This window comes from Roseateles microcysteis (assembly GCF_036880965.1).
Lineage (GTDB): Bacteria > Pseudomonadota > Gammaproteobacteria > Burkholderiales > Burkholderiaceae_C > JAUASW01.
In genome coordinates this window covers 68,954-86,187 of record NZ_JBAJMV010000005.1, presented here as the reverse complement: position 1 = coordinate 86,187, position 17,234 = coordinate 68,954, and the positions used below count along the sequence as shown (strand labels likewise).

15 protein-coding genes are annotated in these 17,234 nt (G+C 67.5%); 6 read left to right on the top strand and 9 right to left on the bottom strand.

Annotated features, from left to right (window positions below):
• Both V3596_RS14810 and V3596_RS14805 read left to right on the top strand, forming a co-directional pair.
• Complete coding sequence (locus tag V3596_RS14810) at positions 1–2,295, top strand: ATP-binding protein (protein WP_334278548.1); 2,295 nt, start codon at positions 1–3, stop codon at positions 2,293–2,295.
• Positions 2,292–2,678, top strand: a complete 387-nt coding sequence (locus V3596_RS14805) for a response regulator transcription factor (RefSeq protein WP_334278547.1) — start codon at positions 2,292–2,294, stop codon at positions 2,676–2,678. Before V3596_RS14810 ends, V3596_RS14805 begins: the two co-directional genes overlap by 4 nt.
• A 67-nt stretch (positions 2,679–2,745) precedes the next feature.
• Here the strand turns inward: V3596_RS14805 and guaD are convergent, their stop codons facing one another.
• Positions 2,746–4,050, bottom strand: coding sequence for a guanine deaminase (gene guaD / locus V3596_RS14800; RefSeq protein WP_334278546.1), 1,305 nt, complete (start codon positions 4,048–4,050; stop codon positions 2,746–2,748).
• 23 nt (positions 4,051–4,073) lie between these two features.
• Positions 4,074–5,051: a LysR family transcriptional regulator gene (locus V3596_RS14795; RefSeq protein WP_334278545.1), complete on the bottom strand. Its 978-nt coding sequence runs from the start codon at positions 5,049–5,051 to the stop codon at positions 4,074–4,076.
• Between the two features lie 71 nt (positions 5,052–5,122).
• Here V3596_RS14795 and xdhA point away from each other — a divergent pair, with 71 nt between their 5' ends.
• Genes xdhA through V3596_RS14780 form a run of 3 tightly spaced genes read left to right on the top strand, consistent with a single transcriptional unit; the run spans position 5,123 to position 10,042 of the window.
• A complete protein-coding gene (gene xdhA, locus V3596_RS14790) occupies positions 5,123–6,661 on the top strand; it encodes a xanthine dehydrogenase small subunit (RefSeq protein WP_334278544.1) in 1,539 nt (512 codons plus the stop codon).
• Entirely contained in the window at positions 6,658–8,979 is a 2,322-nt protein-coding gene (xdhB, locus tag V3596_RS14785; protein WP_334278543.1) for a xanthine dehydrogenase molybdopterin binding subunit, read from the top strand. The genes xdhA and xdhB overlap by 4 nt, the downstream gene beginning before the upstream one ends.
• Before the next feature lie 28 nt (positions 8,980–9,007).
• The gene (locus V3596_RS14780; protein ID WP_334278542.1) at positions 9,008–10,042 is read left to right on the top strand and encodes an extracellular catalytic domain type 1 short-chain-length polyhydroxyalkanoate depolymerase; all 1,035 of its coding nucleotides are present in this window, start codon (positions 9,008–9,010) and stop codon (positions 10,040–10,042) included.
• A 20-nt stretch (positions 10,043–10,062) separates the two neighbouring features.
• On the opposite strand, the gene V3596_RS14775 is transcribed toward V3596_RS14780, so the two are convergent.
• The 7 genes from V3596_RS14775 to V3596_RS14745 form a co-directional block, all read right to left on the bottom strand.
• Complete coding sequence (locus V3596_RS14775) at positions 10,063–10,551, bottom strand: copper chaperone PCu(A)C (protein WP_416383984.1); 489 nt, start codon at positions 10,549–10,551, stop codon at positions 10,063–10,065.
• Between the two features lie 45 nt (positions 10,552–10,596).
• The gene (locus tag V3596_RS14770) at positions 10,597–11,169 is read right to left on the bottom strand and encodes an SCO family protein (RefSeq protein WP_334278540.1); all 573 of its coding nucleotides are present in this window, start codon (positions 11,167–11,169) and stop codon (positions 10,597–10,599) included.
• A complete protein-coding gene (locus tag V3596_RS14765; RefSeq protein WP_334278539.1) occupies positions 11,170–12,711 on the bottom strand; it encodes a PepSY domain-containing protein in 1,542 nt (513 codons plus the stop codon).
• A gap of 11 nt (positions 12,712–12,722) precedes the next feature.
• Positions 12,723–14,891 (bottom strand): TonB-dependent receptor, encoded by a 2,169-nt coding sequence (locus V3596_RS14760; protein ID WP_334278538.1) that lies wholly within the window; start codon positions 14,889–14,891, stop codon positions 12,723–12,725.
• A gap of 104 nt (positions 14,892–14,995) precedes the next feature.
• On the bottom strand, positions 14,996–15,214 hold the full coding sequence (locus V3596_RS14755) for a hypothetical protein (RefSeq protein ID WP_334278537.1): 219 nt from the start codon (positions 15,212–15,214) through the stop codon (positions 14,996–14,998).
• Positions 15,215–15,321: 107 nt separating this feature from the next.
• Positions 15,322–15,717 (bottom strand): DUF2946 domain-containing protein, encoded by a 396-nt coding sequence (locus tag V3596_RS14750; protein WP_334278536.1) that lies wholly within the window; start codon positions 15,715–15,717, stop codon positions 15,322–15,324.
• A gap of 199 nt (positions 15,718–15,916) precedes the next feature.
• Positions 15,917–16,855, bottom strand: a complete 939-nt coding sequence (locus V3596_RS14745) for a hypothetical protein (RefSeq protein WP_334278535.1) — start codon at positions 16,853–16,855, stop codon at positions 15,917–15,919.
• Between V3596_RS14745 and V3596_RS14740 the strand changes: the two genes are divergently transcribed.
• A complete protein-coding gene (locus V3596_RS14740; RefSeq protein ID WP_334278534.1) occupies positions 16,854–17,204 on the top strand; it encodes a DUF1428 domain-containing protein in 351 nt (116 codons plus the stop codon). The genes V3596_RS14745 and V3596_RS14740 overlap by 2 nt on opposite strands.
• Positions 17,205–17,234 lie beyond the last annotated feature (30 nt).

Below are 17,234 nucleotides of genomic sequence, written 5' to 3'. Positions count from 1 at the left end.
GTGGCTCGGGTGCTGCAGGCACTGCTTCCCCGCTCGCTGGTCGGGCGGGTGTTTGCGCTCTACTCGATCACGCTGCTGGTCTTCGTGGCGTCTGCGCTGGCGCTGTTCTACCGTTACCAGTTTCAGGTCGAGCTGACCGAGGCCCAGGAACGCGCCGACACCCTCAACAGCGTGATCCTGCCGGTGATCTCGGACAGCGCCGTGATCGGCGACTACGACACCATCCAGCGCACGCTGGAGCGGGCGGTCCAGCATTCCTCCTTCAGCAGCGCGAGCTTCATCGATCTGCGCGGCGGCGTCGTCAAGGCGCCCAATCCAGGCGTGCCCAGTACGGCACCGCCGGCATGGCTGCAGGATCGGGTGGCCGAATTGCTGTTGGACAGCAACCTGCCGGTCGTCGTGGGCGGCAGCGACTACGGCGTGTTGCGACTCAGCTTCGCCAGCGACCGCATTGCCGGCAAGCTCTGGCAGCAGACCCTGGTCACGCTGGCCATGGGCCTCGTGGGCCTGGTGGCGGGCCTGGGCCTCATTCGCCTCTTGCTGGTGCGTTGGCTGGGTCGGCTCAACCAGGTGCAGGATTTCGAGCGGGCGCTGATCAGCGGCGACCCGACCCAGGCCTTGCTGTCGGCCGACGATGCGCCGACCGAGTTCCGGGCCACCTTCGAGGTGCTTGGCCGCACGGCCGCCAGCCTGCAGTTGCAGCGGGCACAGGCGGCTGTCACGCTGAGGGCCATTGCCGACAGCGTGTTCACGCTCGACGCCGACGGCCGCATCGTGCTGGCCAACCCGGCCGCCCAGCAGACGATAGGACTGCCCCTGTCCCACCTGACGGGCCGCCTGATGCAGGACGTCCTGCCTCAGGCGTTCGACGACGGTCGCGCCCTGCGCCCCTGGAGCGGCCGGCGCCTGCGCATGGCTGACGCCCTTGGCGAGATCCGCGTGGTGGACTCCAGCCTCTCGCTGATCAACGATGACCAGGGTCAGGCGGTCGGCCATGTGATGGCCTTCCGCGACATCACCGAGCAGCATTTGCTGGAACAGCGCTTGCGCGAGGAGCTGGGCAGCCGTGAACGCGCCCTGGTGGCGCTGCGCCAGGTGCTCGAAGGCCTGACACAGGTCAGTGCAGGCGCCGATGCAGGCCATCGTGAGGGCGCGGGCGACGACCTCAGTGCAATCAGCCAGATGATCGGAGGCCTGGTGGGCCAGCTGCAGGCGCGCGGCGCCCAGCTCAATGCCATCTTCGAGCTGACACCCGACGCCTTCGTGTCCTTCGACGCCCAGCGCCGCGTGAGCTATGCCAGCCCGGCCTTCGCCCGCCTGACCGGCATCGCCGTAGACCCGCTCGGGCTCGATGAGGCGGCCCTGGAAGCCCTGCTGCGCCGGCAGACCGACGGCGCCATCAGCTGGCTCGGCTTCGCTGCGATGCAGCGGGACAGCAACGACGAGGACCGCCACGTCGTCATCGAGATCAAGCGGCCCACGCACCGCGTGCTGGAACTGCGGCTGCGCGAAGGGAAGTCGGAGGCCATATCCCAGGTGCTGGCCTTGCGGGACGTGAGCCACGCCTTCGAGGTGGACCGCATGAAGAGCGAGTTCCTCTCCATGGCCGCGCACGAGCTGCGCACGCCCATGGCCAGCATCTACGGCTTCGTCGAAATCCTGCAGCACCGGCAGATGGACGATGCACGCCGGCGCGAGGTGCTCGAGATCATCCACCGACAGTCCACCTTGATGATTGCGGTCATCAACGAGCTGCTGGACCTGGCGCGCATCGAGGCCCGCCGCGGGCAGGACTTCGTGCTCGAGTCGCTGGACCTGTGTACCGTCGTGCCGGCCCTGGTGCATGACTTCAACCCGCCGCCCTCGCGCGAGGCACCGGTACTGCACTGCCGGGCCGAGCGCTGCATGGTGCGCGTCGACCGCAACAAGCTTCAGCAGGCCCTCGGCAACGTGCTGTCCAACGCCTACAAATACTCTCCTGGTGGCGGCACCGTGTCGCTGCAACTGCGGCTGGAGCTCCACAACGGCCAGCCCATGGCTGGCATCGAGGTCGCGGACCAGGGCATCGGCATGAGCCCGGACCAGCTGGCACGCGTCAGCGAGCGCTTCTACCGCGCCGACGACTCCGGCGCCATTCCTGGCACCGGGCTCGGCATGAGCATCGTGAAGGAAATCGTCGAGCTGCACGGCGGCCGGCTGGCGCTGCAAAGCCAGCCTGGGCAGGGCACGACGGTCATCCTGTGGCTGCCGACTGCCGATACCATGCCGCCTGATACTCGACTCTCCACGCCATGAGCACCATCCTGATCGTTGAAGACCACTCTGACATCCGCCGCCTGATACGCTGGGCCCTGGATTTCGATGGTCACCAGATCCACGAGGCCGCGAACGGCGCGCAGGGCCTGCTGTCGGCCGGCGTCATCCGACCCGACCTGATGATCGTGGACATGATGATGCCGGGCGACATGAACGGCCTGGAACTCACCAAGCAGTTGCGTGCCGATCCACAGCTGAGCCAGACCGGCATCATCATGCTGACCGCCCGTGCGCAGAGCGCAGACCGCGAGGCGGCCCTGACTGCCGGCGTGGACGCCTTTCTGGTCAAGCCATTCAGCCCGATGGGTCTCGCCGCAGAGGTGGATCGGGTGCTGAAAGACCGTCGAGCCCAGCAGACCTGAAGCCCACCGGCCGCTGCCGGCCAGCCCCCTCGCTGAGGAAGATCAGCACCGGCAGCCTGGACCTCTTCTAGGCAACCACCCTGGCCTGCCCGGCCACATAGGCAGCGCGCAGATTGCGCTCGTCCGAGAGCGTGAGCCAGGCGAACACCCGCTCATGCGGCGTGCGCGCCAGCGCATCACGAACTTGGGCCACCGGGCCCTGCGCCCAGTCCCAGACGCAGACATCGGCCACCGAGCCGACATCGAAAGAGCCGATCTCTGCGCCCAGGCCCAGCGCCTCGGCCGCGCCACGCGTGGCGGCATGCAGGGCCACCCAGGCCGACAGGCGCTGGCCATTGAGCGCCTGCACCTTGTAGCCATCGGCCAGTGTGCGCTGCATCGACAACGAGGTGCCGCCGCCCACGTCACTCGCGGCGCTGACCCGGAAGCCGGCCTGGCGCGCGGCCGGCCAGTCGAACAGGCCGCTGCCCAGGAACAGGTTGGATGAGGGGCAGAACGCCACCTGCGCGCCGGTCTCGGCCAGCACCCGACGGTCCGCCTCATCGAGCCAGATGCCATGGGCCAGCACGGCGCGTGGATGCAGCAGGCCTTCGCGGGCGTAGACGTCGAGATAGCTGCGTGCATGCGGAAAGAGCTTCGCCACCCACTCGACTTCGGCACGGTTCTCGGCCACATGGGTCTGCATGTAGAGCGTGGGATCAGCCTTGCACAGAGCGCCGGCCATCGCCAGCTGCTCGGGCGTGCTGGTGGGTGCAAAGCGCACCGTCACCGCATAGGCCAGGCGGTCCTTGCCATGGAAGCGCGAGATCAGGTCGATGCAATCCCGCTCGGCCTGCGCCACATCGTCGCGCAGGCCATCGGGCGCGTGGCGATCCATCAGCACCTTGCCAGCAACGAGGCGCATGCCGCGCGCGCGCGCCGATTCAAACAGCGCTTCGGCCGAACCCTTGTGCACGGTGGGAAAGACCACGGCCGAGGTCGTGCCATGGGCCAGCAGCGCATCGAGGAATCGCTCGGCACCTGCCTGAGCCACGGCCGGGTCGGCATAGCGGCGCTCGGCCGGGAAGGTGTAGCGGTTCAGCCAGTCCAAGAGCTCGGAGCCGTAGCTGGCGATCACGTCCAGCTGCGGGCAGTGCACATGGGTGTCGATGAAGCCGGGCAGTATCATCCGGCCCGCATGGTCCTCGCGCTGCCAGCTCGGGTCGGGGTCTTCGGGCTGCGCGCCGACGATGCGGCCGTTCTCGATCAGGAGCCAGTGGTCAGGCCGAAAGCGAACCGCTGCGTCGTCCTCGGCACCCCAGGCGGGTGTGGACATGAAGTCGAGCAGGTCGCCGCGCAGGGCCAGGCGTTGAACGGGAACTTGTTGGGTCATCGAGGTCCAGAGAATATGTTCGTTCAGTCGCGCACCCGCGCGGCCAGCGGCGCACGGGCCACCAGGCTGCGCGCCACTTCGCGCACCTGTTCGCGCAGCCAGCGCATCGCGACGGACTGGTGGGTCAGTTCATGCCAGAGCTGGTAGTAAGCCATGGGCGGAAAGGCCACCGGGCAGCGCAGGACCTTGACCGGCAAGTGGTCCAGATAGCGGGAGCAGAACAGGCGGCCGGTGGTCAGCACCAGCAGGCTGTCGGCCACCATCTGCGGCAGTTGCCCGAAATACGCCGAGCGCACCGAAATCTGGCGCGTGAGCCCGAGGCTGGCCAGGTGCTGGTCGATCACGCCGGGCAGACCAGCGCCCAGGGGCATTGGCGCCAGGTGCTGGCAGGCCAGGTATTTCTCGACCGTCAGGCCGCGGCCATTGGCCTTGGCGAGCGGATGTTTCTCGCTGACCAGGCACACCACCTCGTCGCTGAGCAGGCGGCCCAGGTGCAGCTCGGCCGGTGGCTCCAGCCAGTTGCCTATCACCAGGTCCACCTCGCCCCGGGCCAGGCTGACGCGGTAGTCGTATGCGGCCGAAAGGGGCTGCAGGTCCAGCTGCACGCCGGGTGAGAGCCGCTGCAGATGCGCTACCAGCTCGGGCAGGAACAGCGGGTCGAGATAGTCACTCGCAGCAACCCTCAGCCGCAGCGAGGCGGTGGAAGGATCGAAGCCACTCTTGCGGCGGCGCTCGCCGAACAGCTCGTCGGCATCCTGCAAAAGTCGCTCGGCCGGCGCCAGCAGCTCCAGCGCCGTGGCCGTGGGCGCCATGCCAGCACCGCTGCGCACCAGCAGCGCGTCTCCGGTGAGCGCGCGCAGCCGTTTCAGCTGGGCGCTGACGGCGGGCTGGGTCATGTGCAGTCGCATCGCGGCCCGGGAGACGCTGCGCTCGGTGATCACGGTATGCAGGACACGGACGAGTTGAAGCTCGATCTTGTCGAAAGCGGAGCGCAGGCTCATACCAGTTCGTTCATGTCAACCATGATCGAGATGGTATAGCCAGAGCTTGCGCTTGGCGTTAAGGTCGCGCGATGAATTCTGTTGAGCCTCGCGCGATCCACTTCTTCCATCGCGGCGCCATCCAGTCGGTGGCAAGCCTGCCAACCACCACCACGGTGCTGCAGTACCTGCGCGACCATGCCCATTGCACCGGCACCAAGGAAGGCTGCGCCGAGGGCGACTGCGGCGCCTGCACGGTGCTGGTTGGCGAACTGGACGCCCAGGGCGAGCTGCAGCTCTCCAACGTCAATGCCTGCACACAGTTCCTGCCCACGCTGGATGGCAAGGCACTCCTGACGGTCGAAGACCTGGGCGGCCCCGAGAACCTGAGCCCGGTGCAGCAGGCCCTGGTGGAGTGCCACGGCTCGCAATGCGGCTTCTGCACGCCCGGCTTCGTGATGACGCTGCAGGCCTGCTACGAACGCCACGGTGAAGCCGGCACCCGCCCCAGCCGCCAGGAGCTGGCCGACGACCTGGCCGGCAACCTCTGCCGTTGCACCGGCTACCGGCCCATCCTCGATGCCGGTGAGCGCATGTTCGAGCTGCCGGCCCGGCATCTGCAGCGAGCGCCGATTGCGACTGCGCTGAAGTCGCTGCAGGCCAGCCCTGGCCTCCACTATGAAGCGCCGAACCCGGCCTTTGCTGGTCGCATCGACAGCTTCGATGCGCCACGCACCATCGCCGGACTGGCCGCCTTGCGTGAAGCCAAGCCGCAGGCGCGCTTGCTCGCCGGTTCAACCGATATAGGCCTCTGGGTGAACAAGCAGTTCCGCGATGTCGGCGACCTGATCCATGTCGGCGCTGTTGCAGAGTTGCGGGCGATCCGGCCCGAACCCTTCGACGATCGGCCGGGTCTGTGGATAGGTGCCGCTGCAACGCTGGAAGAAGGCTGGTCAGCCATCACCGAGGCCATACCGGCCTACCGCGAGCTGTGGCTGCGCTTTGCCTCACCGCCGGTGCGCCAGGCCGGGACGCTGGGCGGCAACGTTGCCAACGGCTCTCCCATCGGGGACGCAGCGCCGGCCTTGATGGCCCTGGGCGCCAAGGTGATCCTGCGCAAGGGGGAACAGCAACGCGCCCTGCTGCTGGAGGACTTCTATCTCGACTACATGAAGAACGCGCTGCAGCCGGGCGAATTCCTCGAAGCCATCCATCTGCCGCTGCCCGATGCCCACACGACAGTGCGCGGCTACAAGATCGCCAAGCGCTACGACAGCGACATCTCGGCCGTCTGCGCCGGTCTGTCACTCACGGTTGATCCGGCCACCCGTGAGGTGCATGCGGCCCGCTTCGCCTTTGGCGGCATGGCGGCCACGGTGCGGCGCGCGGCGCAGGCCGAATGCGCGGTTGTCGGCCAGGCCTGGAGCGAAGCCACGGCGCGCGCGGCCGCTGCAGCATTGACGCGCGACTTCACCCCACTCTCCGACATGCGCGCCAGCGCGGCCTATCGCATGAAGGTGGCGCAAAACCTGTTCCAGCGGCTCTGGCTGGAGACCCGGCCCGAGCTGGCACTGGCGCCAAGACATGCCAGCGTCTGGCAGGCCGTTTCGTTTGATCGGAGCCCGGCATGAACAAGCCGATCGATCTCCCGCAAGTGGTGGGCCGCAGCCAGGCCCACGAATCCGCGGCCCTGCATGTCAGTGGGCAGGCCAGCTACACCGATGACATCGCCGAAGCGCAAGGCACTTTGCATGCGGCGCTGGGCCTCTCGCCCGTCGCTCACGGCAAGCTGCTGGGCATCGACATCGAGCTGTTGAAGCAGCAGCCCGGCGTGGTTGCCGTGCTGACGGCCGAAGACATCGCGGGCGAGAACAACTGCGGCCCCCTGATCCATGACGACCCCATCCTCGCCGATGGCGACCTGCGCTACCTCGGCCAGCCGGTGTTCGCCATCGTCGCGACCGACCGCGAGTTGGCGCGGCGTGCAGCGAGCCTCGCCAGGTCGGCCATCAGGTACGAGGCGCTGGAGCCGGTTCTGACCGCCAGGACAGCGCACGCACTCGGGCAGTACGTGCTGCCGCCGATGCACCTGAACCGCGGCGATGCCGAGGCTGCGATTGCCACGGCGCCGCACCGCCTGCAAGGCGAATGGGCGGTCGGTGGCCAGGAGCAGTTCTATCTGGAGGGCCAGATCAGCTATGCCCTGCCACAGGACGGCCAGGCACTGCTGGTTCATTGCTCGACCCAGCATCCGAGCGAAATGCAGCAGCTCATCGCGCACGCGCTGCATTGGCAGGCGCATCAGGTGCAGGTGCAGTGCCGGCGCATGGGTGGCGGCTTCGGCGGCAAGGAATCGCAGTCGGCCCTGTTCGCCTGCGTGGCGGCCATCGCCGCGATGCGGCTCCGCCGCCCGGTGAAGCTGCGGCTGGACCGCGATGACGACTTCATGATCACCGGCCGCCGCCACGGCTTCGACTACAGCTGGGAGGTGGGCTACGACGACGAAGGCCGCATTCTTGGCGCGGAGGTCGATCTGATTTCCAACGCCGGCCATTCGGCCGACCTGTCGGCGCCGGTGATGGCGCGCGCGCTGTGCCATTTCGACAATGCTTACTGGCTGCCCAATGTCTCGCTGCACGGCTTCTGCGCCAAGACGAACACGCAGAGCAACACCGCCTTCCGCGGCTTCGGCGGGCCGCAGGGTGCACTGGCCATCGAGATGATCATGGACTCCGTGGCGCGCCGACTCGGGCTGGACCCCCTGCTCGTGCGCCAGCGCAACTTCTACAGCGCCGAGGGTGGCCGCGATGTGGCGCCTTATGGCCAGCAGGTCGAAGACATCCTGGCGCAGCCGCTGACCGATCAGTTGATCGCCAGCAGCGACTACCACGCCCGTCGCGCCGAGATCGCTGCCTTCAATGCGACAAGCCCGGTCTTGAAGAAGGGCCTGGCGCTCACGCCGGTGAAGTTCGGCATCTCGTTCAACGTGGTGCACCTGAACCAGGCCGGCGCCCTCGTGCATGTCTACACCGATGGCTCGGTGCTGGTGAATCACGGCGGCACCGAGATGGGCCAGGGCCTCAACACCAAAGTGGCCCAGGTGGTGGCGCATGAGCTGGGCATCGCCTTCGAGCAGGTGCGCTGCTCGGCCACAGACACGAGCAAGGTTGCCAACACATCGGCCACAGCGGCTTCCACGGGAACGGACCTCAACGGCCGAGCCGCGCAAGACGCGGCGCGCAAGATCAAGCTGCGTCTGGCCGAGCTGGCAGCGCAGCTGCTGGACTGTCCATTGGCAGAGCTGCAGTTCAGCGGCGGCCAGGTGCATGGCGGCGGCAGTGCCATCAGCTTCAACGAACTGGTGAGCAAGGCCTACCTGCAGCGCATCCAGCTCTGGAGCGATGGCTTCTACGCCACGCCCGGCCTGCACTGGGACCGCGCCAAGCTGAAGGGCCACCCCTTCTACTACTACGCCTGGGGCGCCGCCGTGGCCGAAGTGCTGGTGGACACGTTGACGGGAGAGAGCCGGGTCGTGCGTGCCGACGTGCTGCATGACGCCGGCCAGTCGCTGAACCCGGCGCTGGACATCGGCCAGGTCGAGGGCGCCTTCGTGCAGGGCATGGGCTGGCTGACCATGGAAGAGTTGGTTTGGCATCCCAGGACCGGCGCGCTCAGCACCCACGCGCCGAGCACCTACAAGATTCCTACAGCCAACGACAGCCCGCCCGACTTCCGTGTCGCACTGTTCGACCACCCGAACCATGCCGACAGCATCCACCGCTCCAAGGCCCTGGGCGAGCCGCCACTCTTGCTGCCCTTCTCGGTGCTGATGGCGATCAAGGATGCGGTGGCGAGCTGCGGCGGCAGGTATTGCGACCCGGCTCTGCGTGCGCCGGCTACAGCGCAAGCCGTGCTGGATGCGTTGACAGTCCTTACCCCAGCAGCCTGATCGCAGCGGCGCCAATACCATCGACAGCATGCGTGCATACACCCTGCTCCTTCCGCTGCTGATGCTTGTCGTCGGCAACACTGCCCTGGCCCAGGACGGCAGCTTGCGCGAGAGGCTGCGTGAGCGAATGCAGAACCGGCAGGCGGACAAGCAAGCGACTGAAACACGCTCGCCGACAAGCGCCCTGCCCGCCGGCACACACACGCTCAGCCTGCAGCACGCAGGCGCCCAGCGCACCTACATCGTCCACATTCCAAGATCGCTGCCCGCCAATCAGGCCGCGCCCTTGCTCGTGGCCCTGCACGGCGGCGGCGGCAATATGCGATTCCAGGCAGACGACGAGAACTATGGGCTGATCACGAAGTCGGAGCAGGCCGGCTTCATCGCGGTGTTCCCGAACGGCTACAGCCGCATGCCCGGTGGCGGCCTCGCCACCTGGAATGCCGGCAACTGCTGCGCCCAGGCGCGCGACAAGGGCAGCGATGACGTGGGCTTCATCCGCGCCCTGCTGGCCGATGTGCAGCAGCGCGTGGCGGTGGACCCGCAGCGCATCTATGCCACCGGCATGTCCAACGGCGGCATGATGGCCCACCGCCTCGCCTGCGAGGCCACGGACCTGTTCGCCGCCATCGCCAGCGTGGCCGGCACCGACAACACGCGCAGCTGCAAGCCCTCGCGCCCCATCCCCGTGCTCATCATCCATGCCCGCAACGACGACCACGTGCTGTACGAGGGCGGCGCCGGCGACAAGGCCTTCAAGGACAAGTCGCAGGTCACCGACTTCACCTCCGTGCCCGAGACCGCGCGGCGCTGGATGCAGCGCAACCAGTGCAGCGCCAGTGCACCGGCCGAGATCACGCTGCAGGTGCAAGGCGCCCGCTGCGAGCGCCATGTCGCAGCCTGCGCAAACAGCGCTGTGGTGGAGGTTTGCACCACCGAGACCGGCGGCCATTCCTGGCCGGGTGCAGGCAAGGTGCGGCGCGGCAAGGAAGGCGCCTCGCAGGCGCTGTCGGCCAACGACAGGATGTGGGACTTCTTCCAGTCAGTGGGCCGCAAAGAATAGGCGGCCCACCTGCCGCGCCCTCAGTGCTTGTGCTCGGCCGCCTGCTCCGGCTTCTTGGCGGCGGCATTGATAGCACGGACCTCGGCGCTCACCTCCACCGTCTGGCGCTTGCCCGCCTTGTCTTCGAAGACCAGCGACAGCGGCAGCTTGCTGCCCGAAGTCATCGCCTGCGTGAGGCCCATCAGCATCACGTGATAGCCCCCCGGCTTGAGCTCGACCGTCTTGCCGGCCGGCAGGTCAAGGGCCTGGATTTGGCGCATCTTCATCACGCTGCCCTCCATGGCCATCTCATGCACCTCGACCATGGGCACGGCCGGCGAGCTGGCCGAGACCAGGCGCAGGTCGGACGCAGCGGTCAGCTTCATGAAGGCACCGGTGGCCTTCTGCTGCGCCACCGTGGCGCGCACCCAGGCGTCCTGCACTTGGACTTGCGCTTGAGCTGCCAGCGAGCACAGCGAGGCCGCCAGGGCCAGCAGCGCGAGTCGGGTCTTGTTCTGGGTCATCATCATCAACTCCTTCAATGAACAGTGGTGGGAACGGGACAGTGAATCGGCTCAGGTGGCGAGCAGCAGGCGCACATCGTCGGCCACGTCGGCCGCGGGCGCCTCGTGTTTGATCAACACACGCAGCCGCCCTTGCGGATCGAATACATAGCTCTGCGTCGAGTGGTCCATGGTGTAGCTGGCGCCGGTGGGCACTTTCTTGTAGTAGATCTTGAACTCCGCCGCCGTGTAGGCGGTGCGTTCGGCATTGGCATACAGGCCGAGAAAGCTCGGATGGAAGGCCGCCGTGTAGGCCCGCAGCAGCTCGGGTGTGTCACGCTCCGGGTCTATGGTCATGAACAGCACCTGCAAGCGCTCGGCTTGATCGCCAAGCAGCTCGCGCACCGCCGCTGCGCGGGTCAGTGCCGTGGGGCAGATGTCCGGGCACTGCGTGAAGCCAAAGAACAGCAGCACGGCTTGGCCGCGAAAGTCCGCCAACCTGACCTTGCGGCCATCGGCCGCCATCACCTCGAAGTCACGGCCGTAGGGCGCGCCTGTCATGTCGATGCCATGAAAGCGCGGGCCGTCGCGCTGACAGGCTGCCAGCGGCGCAGCGAGCAGCGAGAGCACGTGGCGGCGGCGCATTCAGTGCCCCTTTGGGTGCGCGGCCTGCGCATCCATCTTCACGAGACGGTCACCGCCACGCACGGCGACGCGCCAGGGGCCCTTGTGCCCCAGCCGCCGCCAGCCCAGCACCACGCCGGTGAGCGAGAGGGCGAGGCCGGCCAGGCTGAAGCCCAGCATCCAGGCGTCCCAGGCGGGACGGGCGTTGAGGAACTGCGGCAGGTCGAAGCTGTGCAGGAAGGCGAACAGCCAGCGCTCGCTGCGCTGGTGGGCATTGCTGAGCTGCACGATGGCACCGGTGGCCGGGTCGATCACGACCCAATGCGATTGCGCGTCGTCCAGGCGCAGGCGCAGGGCCGGCAGCGGCCGCTCGCGCTGGCCGGTCATCGTGTGGTGGTCGCGGCCGTAGTAGTAGGTGTCGAACTCGCGCAGCCATTGCTGCTCGACCACGTGGGAACCGGGCAGCAAGCGCTCGGCCGCAGCCACCAGGCTGGCCGTGGGCGAGGCTGGAAGGCGCTGGCCTTGTGAATCAACGATGAACTGACTCGCCGCCGTCTGCACCAGCACCACAGGCGCGCCCGCCACGCGGCGCCATTCCAGGCTGCGCGGCTGCTCGCCGTCGGCCACAAGCCGGGCCAGCACCGTGGCGGCCAACGGCGCGTCGCCAGGGCGCAGCGGCCCGCCAGCATAGGCCACGCGGTCGGGCTTGGGGCCCGGTGCCTCGAACACCTTCCAGGGGTTCATCGAGAACAGGCCGCTCAGTAACCAGGTTAGCGCCAGCAGGCCGCCGAGCAGGCCGAGGATGTGATGCCAGCGCGCCAGCACGCCGCGATACGGCGAGCGCGAGCCGCTCTTGTAGCGGCCCCTGAAACGCCAGCGCCAGATACCGACGACCAGGCCGCTCAGGCCCAGCACGCCGCCGGCCACCGACAGCCAGATCACGATGTCGGTCCACCAGGCGTTCAGCGCCCCGCCCCGGAAGATGTAGAGCCAGTGCAGCCAGGCGCCGACCCAGCCCCAGCTGCGCTCGGTGAACGTGGCGTCGCGCACCGCCTCACCGGTCGTGCTGCTGACGTAGAGCCAGCGCCGCTCTTCGTCCTCCACCGCCAGGCGATAGAGCGGCCGATGGCCATCGAGCGCGCGCGAATGGGTCCAGGCGTCTTCGTCATCCTGACCCATCAGGCTGACCGCCGAGCCCTGCGCGAAATGCGAGGCCGAGCGCAGGGCATCGTCCGGGCTCACCGCAGCGATGCGTTGGCCGCTGCGGGCATCGACCGCCACATGCCGCTTGCGGCCATCGCTGAACAGGTAGCGCGGCTGGCCGGCCACGCTGCTCAGCCGCCACTGGCTGGCCTTCTCGAAGCCTGAGGCCTTCAGCGCCTCGGGCAGCGGCACGCAGCAGCCCGCCGACTGCAACACCGGCAGGCCACGCAGTTGCTCCTCCGGTGTGAGCTTGGGATAGCCCACATAGAGCATCACCATGCCCGAGAGGAACCACAGAGCCATCACCAGGCACAGCGCGATGCCGGCCCAGCGGTGCAGCAGATAGAGCCATCGCTTCATGGCCATCATGTTCAAAAGCGCAGGTCCAGCGCGGCGCTGACGCTGCGCGGCGCGCCCATATAGGGCAGGCTGCTGCTCAGGCTCGCGACGTAGCGCTTGTCGGTGGCGTTGTCGACGCGGACGCGGGCGCTGATCTGCGGCGTGAGGCGCAGCACGGCGCTGAAGCCGAGGAGTTGGTAGCCCTCGTCCCAGACCGTATTGGCGGTGTTGGCATAGCGCTTGCCGACGTAGCGCCAGTCGGCGCCCAGCGTCAGTGCCTCGCTCGGGCGCCAGTCGGCCGTCAGGCCGGCCACGACGGCGGGCACGTTGGCAGGCTGGTTGCCGGCCCGCGACACGGTGCTGGTGCCGACCGTCTCGACGAAGTTGTCGTAGCGCGCGCGGGTGTAGCTCCACTGCGTACCCAGCGTCCATTGCGCGCTGCTGCGCCATTGCGCGCTGAGTTCCACGCCTTGGCTGCTCTGCGCGCCCACCGGGATGACCTTGGTGCGGTCGTTGGGGTCGGTGATGGAGAGGTTCTTGCGCGTGATGTCGTAGAGCGCGAGCGTGGCCCAGCCGCGGCCCTGGTCGAAGCCGAGCTTGCTGCCGAGTTCCACCTGCCGTCCCTTGGTCAGGTCGAAATCGCGTAGCGCGCTGAAGCCGGCCGTGGCGAGCAGGCCCGACGGCGGATCGGCGGCCGTGCTGGCCTGGGCGTAAACCTGCCAGTCCTTGGACAGGTCCTTCACCAGGCCGAGGCGGCCGGTCACCGGCTTGAACTGCGTGCTGAACAGGGCCGGGTTGGTAGTCGTGACCGCGCGGTGGTTGCGCACGTCCAGCCCGATGCGGTCGGCCCGCAGCGCGCTGACCAGGGCCCAGCCCTCGCCCAGCTCAGTGCGGTTCTCCGCAAACAGGGCGACCGTGTGCAGCAGGTTGGTGGCGCCCGGCGTGTAGGTCTTGCTGACGCCCGGCGTCTGCAGGAAGAAGGTGTCGCGCGGGGTGTAGGGGTCGGTCAGGTCGAAGGGGCCGTTGACCGAGAGGGGGAAGCGGGTCTGCTCGTTGTAGCTCCAGTCCCAGCCCAGGGCGAAGTCTGAGCGCCGGCCGGCGATCTTTGTCGCATGGCTCAGCTCGGCGCGGCTGCCGATGACCTGCTGGTCATGGCGCTGCAAGAGCGCGCTGGAGCGCTCGACCTGCGTGTTGTTGTTCTTGAAGGTGTAGACCTCGACGTTGTCGTAGTCGCGCAGCGCGTCGTAGTGGTACAGCGTGTGCGTGAAGCGGGTCTGTGGCGAGAGCTGCCAATCCAGCAGCGAGCGTGCCCAGGTCACGTCCTGCTCGTAGCGAGCATCGATCACGTTGTAGTTCTTGCCGTAGGTGCCGGAGTCAAAGGCGAGCTGGCCGCTGACGCTGCCGTCGGCCGCGCGCAGCATCGGCGTGCCCCAGTAGGGCTGCGTGACCTTTTCATGCTGGCGCTCGACGGCCAGCGTGTGCGTGAGGCCGGTAGCCAGCGGCAAGCGCCAGGAGGCCGAGGCCTGCCAGGCGTCGCGGTCGCGGCCCTGAGTCCAGAACGCCCCGCTGCTGCGGTTCAGCTCCACACGTAGCACCGAGCCGGCGAGGCTGCGCTGCAGGCTGGCGGCGGCCTGCGACTTGTCGCCCACGCCCAGCCACAGGCGGGAAATGTCGCCGCTGGTGTCAGCGATCTTGGTGATCACGTTGATCGTGCCGCCCACGGCGCCCGAGCCGTTCAGGAAGCTCGAGGGGCCTCCGAGGGCCTCCAGGCGTTCGACGATCCAGCTGTCCACCGGCCGCGCGGCAATGGCGTCGTACTGCACGCTGATGCCGTTGTAGAGCTGGGCCAGCGAGCCCGATCCAAAGCCTCGATAAAACACGCTGCCGGCGGAGCCCGGTGGGTCGGCGAAGACCACGCCGGGCACGCTCTTCAAAATGTCCTGCGTGTTGGCGGCGCCGCGCAGTTCGATGGTCTCGCGGTCGATCACGGTCAGGCTGGCGGGCGTTTCCTTCAGGCTCAAGGCGAGGCGTGAGCTGCTGGCGGCCTTGGTGTAGCGGTCGCTCGCGGCGGCCGTACCGCTGACGGTCACACGGTCAAGCTGGCTGGGCTCGGCGCTGCCAGCGGTCTGGGCGAAGGCGCTCGTGGCCAGCAAGGAGATCAGGGCCAGGGAAATGGGGGTCAGGGCTTGCATCTTGGGCATCTGGGGTCTTGTCATCGGGAACAGAAAACACGAAGCAGGCCCGCGGAAGCGGAGGCGCTCGGGGCATGCTTGAACGGGTGGCTGGGCTGGCCGAGCCCAGCGGGCTAGGTGGCGAGGTCCGGCGCGGCCGAGGGCGCGCGCTGCTCGAGCAGGCAGCGCTGGCAGGCGTCGAGGCCCGGCGTGGCGGGCTTCGCGACACGGGTGGCACCGGTCAGCGTGAGCATGGCGGCCAGGGCGGCCGACACGATCACGGCCGGGCCGAGCAAGGCGCGGCGCGCCGAAGCGACTTCCTGCCAGTAGAAGTCATGGTCGATCAGGGACATGGTGAGACTCCGTGAGGCCCGCGCGCCAGCAGAAGCTGGCGGCGCAGACGAACGAGGAAATGACGCTGGCGGCGCAGGTGTGCGCGCTCAGCGACCGTCGTCGGGACTCAGGAGCTCAGCGGAGGGGCACGCGGCTGGGCGGTGGCCCAGGCATGCAGGGTGCGCGGGGCGAGCAGGAAGAGCTCGGGCACCTCGAAAGTCAGCGGCAGCAAGGCCGGCTCGGCCGTCGCCGCAGGCGGCAGGCCTAGCACGTCTACATGCAGGGCGCAGTAAGGGCAGTGGCCGTAGACATGCAGGCCAGAATCGGCCGGGCCCGGCTTGGCACGCGTCTCGCCATCGGCGATGCGCACCAGCTTGGCGCCGGTGACCGAGCAGATCTCGGTCCAGCCGTCCGGCACATCGCTTTGCACGGCATGCGAGATCGCAGGCGCGAGCGCGGTCAACAGGATGGCACAACAGGCCAGCCAGGAGATCAACGCACGCAGGGAGCGACTCAGACGCATGGCGGCATTCTAGTCATGGCTCAAAGTCGGGCTGTTGACCAACGTCAGGCGATCATCTTGATCATCTTGAATTGGCTCGGGGAACAAGATCCCAAGACCGCCCGGCCCTGCACATCCCCCCCCGCCCTCGCTCAACGAAATGGTGCTGGGCAAGAAGGCAGCCATCGCGGCCTGGAGCCACCAAGTAGTAGTGGCTGGCTCAGTCGGGAATGCAGGTTGCGAAGGGGTTGTCGATCGTGCCGCCGAGGTAGTAGCCCGGTGGGCAGGTGTAGATGGTTCGGCCCTTGACACTGCGGCGTTGAACCTCGGCCTGGCATGCGGGGCTGGCATTGCATTCGGCAATGATCCGTTGGCGCTCCCTCGCATGCAGGGCCAAGCTCTCAGCGACAGTCATCATGCCGGGGCTGGGCAGATTGCCGAATCGGATGTCGCCCACGCTCGAAACGTACTGGTACTTGCGCGTGCTGAAGCTGCAACCCTTGGGCGCCGGGTTCTGCCTGAAGGCGCGTTCGATATCGCTGGCCTTGCCCAGCAGCAGCGCAATGTCATCCTTCTTGCAAAACAGGATGCCGGCATCCACATCGGATTCGGACAGCGGGCCGCGCCTCTCTGCCTTGAAGAAGGCCTTGGCGACGAACACCTTGGTGTAGAACTCTTCACTGGCAATGCAGCCCGGCTCCGTGGCCGATATGGGGAGCTTGGCTGCCGTGGCCTTGAGCATGATGAAGCGCTTGTTGCCGCATTGCGTACTGGTGGCCCGAACCGCTTGGGCCTGAACCCAGGTGGGGCTGTCTGCCCAGGCGGCGGAGCTTGCGGTGAACGCAGCAGCGCAGACGCTTGCTCCGATGAGCAGCGCTGGCATTCGGCACAAAGTCATCGCGAGCCTCCAATCAAACGGGGTCGTTGATCCTGTTGAACCTTTACTGGCCGGCACATCAAGCTGGGGCGCATGAATCGTCGCCATCGGCGGCTCCGAACAGTTCAGCGCGCCGCTGCCGAAGTCGCATGCCTTGAAATCATCCGCCATGATGGAATTCAAGCGATTCGATTCAGCGCGAGCGCTGCGAATGCAGGGAGACTGTACGCTGACAGCTCCCAGCCCCGTCTGCCATTCCATCAGTTCAAAGGAGAAAGCCATGAGCTACGTCGATGGATTCGTCGCTTCCGTTCCCACCGCCCGACGGGCCGACTTCGTGGCCCATGCGCAGGCCATGGGCCAGATGTTCAAGGAGCATGGGGCGATCAGCGTGGTGGACTGCTGGGGAGACGATGTGCCCGAAGGCAAACTCACATCCTTCCCGATGGCTGTCCAGTGCAAGCCGGACGAGACGGTCGTGTTCTCCTGGATCAACTGGCCTTCGCGCCAGACACGCGACGAGGCCTGGCAAAAGATGATGGCCGATCCGCGCATGCAGAACGCCGCCGAGCCACCCTTCGACGGCAAGCGGCTGATTTATGGTGGCTTTGCGGTCGTCTCTACCGTCTAGCTCAGGGGCGGAGCTCGACCGGGCGAGCAG